The sequence below is a fragment of the Pseudomonas sp. SDO55104_S430 genome, assembly GCF_054070595.1.
This window is the reverse complement of the sequence record NZ_JBSVXG010000347.1, coordinates 1-4,280: the sequence shown is the minus strand read 5'-3', so window position 1 is coordinate 4,280 and position 4,280 is coordinate 1. Positions and strand designations below refer to the sequence as shown.

3 protein-coding genes are annotated in these 4,280 nt (G+C 62.4%); 2 read left to right on the top strand and 1 reads right to left on the bottom strand.

Features of this window, described 5'->3' with window-relative positions; translation table 11 throughout:
* Window positions 1-57 precede the first annotated feature (57 nt).
* A complete protein-coding gene (gene bipL, locus ACW9JE_RS29105; RefSeq protein WP_457434724.1) occupies window positions 58-1,005 on the bottom strand; it encodes a phospholipase BipL in 948 nt (315 codons plus the stop codon).
* Window positions 1,006-1,101: 96 nt separating this feature from the next.
* Here bipL and ACW9JE_RS29100 point away from each other — a divergent pair, with 96 nt between their 5' ends.
* Together ACW9JE_RS29100 and ACW9JE_RS29095 are read left to right on the top strand one after the other, a co-directional pair.
* Window positions 1,102-1,683 carry a DUF6436 domain-containing protein gene (locus ACW9JE_RS29100; RefSeq protein ID WP_457434723.1) on the top strand — a complete coding sequence of 194 codons (582 nt, stop codon included), beginning with the start codon at window positions 1,102-1,104 and terminating at the stop codon, window positions 1,681-1,683.
* 110 nt (window positions 1,684-1,793) lie between these two features.
* On the top strand, window positions 1,794-4,205 hold the full coding sequence (locus ACW9JE_RS29095; protein ID WP_457434722.1) for a penicillin acylase family protein: 2,412 nt from the start codon (window positions 1,794-1,796) through the stop codon (window positions 4,203-4,205).
* The last annotated feature ends 75 nt before the right edge of the window (window positions 4,206-4,280 follow it).

Below are 4,280 nucleotides of genomic sequence, written 5' to 3'. Positions count from 1 at the left end.
GGTGCAAACAGATCCATTGTGGGAGCGAGCCTGCTCGCGATGAGGCCCTCACTGCCGCTACACATTCCTGCCCTTGATCCGCTTGCTCAAAAACCCGAAGTACTCCCCCCGCATCGCCAGGGTTTCATTCGCCAAATGATGCCGCCCCTCCGGCAACATCAGCACTTGCGGGCGATCGAACTTGGCTTTCAACACTTCAAGGTTGTGCCGCCAATCCACGGTCATATCCGCCTGCCCTTGCACGATCAACGGCTGCCGCTGGCTGCGCGGTGCGGCCTCGATGTGCTTGATCCACCGTGACAGTGCGCCGACCCAGGCCGTCGGCAGGCGTCGCGCTTGCAGCGGGTCGGCCTGAAGGAACGGCAGGAAATCCGGATCGTTGGAGTTCTCGCTGAAGCGCCGGGCGATGCCTCTGACGAAAGGTTTGAGCAGGTAATAACTGACCTGCGACCAACCCCAGTCCCGCGGCCTTACCAGCGGCGCCAGCAGAATCACCTGACCTTGGGCCGGACTGTCCGTACCGGCATTGAGCACATGATCGATCACGATCGCCCCGCCGGTACTCTGCCCGCACAAGTGCCACGGTTGCGGCAGATCCAGCGACTTCGCTTCAGCAAACAACCCTTGCAGACTGTCCTGATACTCGGCGAAATCCCTGATGCTCGCCCGCTCGCCACTGGACAATCCATGCCCCGGCAAATCACAGGCAATCACCGCAAAGCCCTGCTCAAGCGCCCACTCGATCACATGCCGGTAGAGACCGGTGTGGTCGTAGAAACCGTGAAGCATGAAGAGCGTCGCCTTCGGCCGCTCGGATAACCAGACCTGGCTGACCAGCTCATAACCGTCGACCTGGAAACGGCCCAGCCGGCTGCTGACGTTGCGCGAGGAAAAATCCAACCCGTAAAACCGCTGATAGGCCTGCGCCTGGGCGGACAGCGGCTGCCCCTCGGCCAAGGGCCGCAGGCTGGCGCGAAGTTGGTCAGGGTCGAAGGTGGCAGACATGGGCGATTCCAGAGCGCAAAACGGACTTGATTGAGCTGCGATATTCATCTGTCGCGGCAAGCATGGCAAGCTAGCCGACCTTCGAGGATTGAACCCATGCGATCGCCGCTGCGCGCCACCCTGTTTATCAGCTTGCTTGCCCTGATGTGTGCGGGTGTTCTGTGGGCGGCTTATGACTGGTTTCAGGGGCGTTACGTGCGCGCGTTCAGCGAGCACACGGCGCTGTTCTCCGGCGACCCGCTGCGCCTGCCCGATACCCTCGCCGGCCCCGGCGCGATCCGCCTCGTGCACTTCTGGGACCCGGCCTGCCCGTGCAACGTCGGCAATCAACAGCACCTGAGCGAACTGGTCGAGCAATACGGACCGCAAGGCGTCGAATTCTATTCGGTGCAGAAACCCGGCAGCCACGGTGCATTGCCCAGCACCCTGAGCAACCTGAAAACCCTCAACGTGCTGCCCGGCTCCGAGCAGGTCCCCGCCAGCCCCGCCGTGGCGATCTGGGATCGCAGCGGCAAGCTGGCGTACTTCGGCCCGTACAGCGAAGGCCTGACCTGCAATTCCAGCAACAGCTTTATCGAGCCGATCCTCAAGGCGCTGAACGAAGGCCGCCCGGTGAGTGCCACGCACACACTTGCGGTGGGGTGTTACTGCCCTTGGCCGGTGGATACCGCTCGTTAGAGCAAAACGCTGCAAACGAATCCCTCCTACGGGCGATGCAGCCCTCGCGTACTCCGTGTTAAACAATGGCTTCAGGGAACAGCTGCCACCCATAACAACAAGGAGTCACCATGAAACGTAGCCTGACCGTTCTCGGATTGCTGATCGCCGCGCTCGCCGCAGGAGCCGGCGGCTACCTCTACAGCAAGCAACCGACACGTCAGGGCATGGTGGAACTGCAACACCTGCAAGGCTCGGTCACCGTGCGCTACGACGAGCGCGGCGTACCGCACATCCGCGCCGTAAACGAACCCGACCTGTACCGCGCCCTGGGTTACGTCCACGCCCAGGACCGGCTGTTCCAGATGGAAGTGCTGCGACGCCTGGCCCGTGGCGAGCTGGCCGAAGTGCTCGGCCCGAAACTGCTGGACACCGACAAGCTCATGCGCAGCCTGCGCATTCGCGAACGCGCCGAAACCTATCTGGCGAATCTCGACAAGAACTCCCCCACCTTCATCGCCATGCAGGCCTATCTGGATGGCATCAACCAGTATCAGGACAGCCACGCCAAGCCCATGGAGTTCGATGTGCTGGGCATTCCCAAACGCCCGTTCACCGCACAGGACACCATCAGCATCGCCGGCTACATGGCCTACAGCTTCGCCGCGGCCTTCCGTACCGAACCGCTGCTGACCTTCGTGCGCGATCAACTGGGCGCCGACTACCTGAACGTGTTCGATCTCGAATGGCAACCCAAGGGCGTGCTGAGCAACCACGACAGCAGCACCGCGCCTGCGTTGGCCAGTGTCGACTGGAAAGACCTCAACGCCCTCGCCCGCCTAAGCGAACAGGCCCTGGCCGACAATGGCCTGCCGCAGTTCGAGGGCAGCAACGCCTGGGCTGTTTCCGGCAGCCGCACCAAAAGCGGCAAGCCGCTGCTGGCGGGTGATCCGCATATCCGCTTCTCCGCGCCGTCGGTGTGGTACGAGGCGCACCTCACCTCGCCCGGCTTCGAACTCTATGGGCACTATCAGGCGCTGATGCCGTTCGCCTCGCTGGGCATGAACCGGGATTTCGGCTGGAGCATCACCATGTTCCAGAACGACGACCTCGATCTGATCGCCGAGAAGGTCAACCCCGACAATCCGAATCAGGTCTGGTATCGCGGCAAATGGGTCGACATGGTGACCAGCGAACAGCAGATCGCGGTGAAGGGCCAGGAGCCGGTGACCCTGAAGTTGCGCCAGTCGCCCCACGGTCCGATCGTCAACGATGCGCTGGGCAACAGCGTCGGCAAGACGCCGATCGCCATGTGGTGGGCGTTTCTCGAAACCCAGAACCCGATTCTCGAAGGCTTCTACCAGCTCAACCGCGCCGACACCCTGGTCAAGGCCCGAACCGCCGCCGCAAAAATCCAGGCGCCGGGCCTGAACGTGGTCTGGGCCAATGCCAAGGGCGACATCGGCTGGTGGGCCGCAGCGCAGCTGCCAAAACGTCCGGCGGGTGTGAGTCCGTGGTTCATTCTTGACGGCAGCACCAACGACGCTGACAAGGACGGTTTCTATCCATTCAGCGCCAACCCCCAGGAAGAAAACCCGGCGCGGGGCTACATCGTCTCGGCCAACTTCCAGCCCGTGTCGCCGACGGGCATCGAGATCCCCGGTTACTACAACCTGGCCGACCGTGGTCAGCAGCTCAACCATCAGTTGGGCGACAAGAACGTCAAATGGAATCTGGAATCCAGCCAGGCCCTGCAACTGGGCACCACCACCGGCTACGGGCCGCGGTTGCTGGCACCGCTGATTCCAGTGTTGCGCAGCGTGGTGAGTGATCCCGCCGAGCTGAAACTGGTGGAGCAGTTGGCGATCTGGAAGGGTGATTACCCGCTCGACTCGGTCAACGGCACGGTGTTCAACCAGTTCCTGTTCAATCTGGCGGATGCGGCGATGCACGATGAGTTGGGCGATCAGTTTTTCGAAACCCTGCTCTCGACCCGGGTGATCGATGCTGCGTTGCCGCGTCTGGCGGCGAATCCGGATTCACCTTGGTGGGACAACCGCAACACCCTGGGCAAGGAGACCCGCGCCGATACGGTCAAGGCAGCCTGGCAAGCGAGCATCGCCCATCTCAAGACCACCCTCGGCACGGACTTCACGCAATGGCAGTGGGGCCAAGCGCACACCCTCACCCACGGCCATCCGCTGGGCCAGCAAAAGCCGCTGGACAGGCTGTTCAACGTCGGCCCCTTCGCCGCACCCGGCAGCCATGAAGTGCCGAACAACCTCTCGGCGAAAATCGGCCCGGCGCCTTGGCCGGTGACCTACGGCCCATCGACCCGACGCCTGATCGACTTCGCCGACCCGACCCACAGTCTGACCGTCAATCCGGTGGGTCAGAGCGGGGTGTTGTTCGACAGGCACTATGACGATCAGGCGGAGGCGTATATCGAGGGGGTTTATTTCCAGGCGCATCTGAATGATGAAGAGGTGACGGCGAATACGCGCAGTACGTTGAAGCTGCTGCCGTCGCGGTCTGGGCAGTAGATCTTTGCTGCCTTCACCGGCCTCTTCGCGGGCAAGCCTCGCTCCTACAAAAAATCGCATGGTTTGAACCTGTAG

Excerpts from the sequence above, each read along its gene's own strand:
- ACW9JE_RS29100 (WP_457434723.1), top strand. The coding sequence starts at position 1,102 with ATGCGATCGCCGCTGCGCGCCACCCTGTTTATCAGCTTGCTTGCCCTG.
- ACW9JE_RS29095 (WP_457434722.1), top strand. The coding sequence starts at position 1,794 with ATGAAACGTAGCCTGACCGTTCTCGGATTGCTGATCGCCGCGCTCGCC.
- bipL (WP_457434724.1), bottom strand. The coding sequence starts at position 1,005 with ATGTCTGCCACCTTCGACCCTGACCAACTTCGCGCCAGCCTGCGGCCC.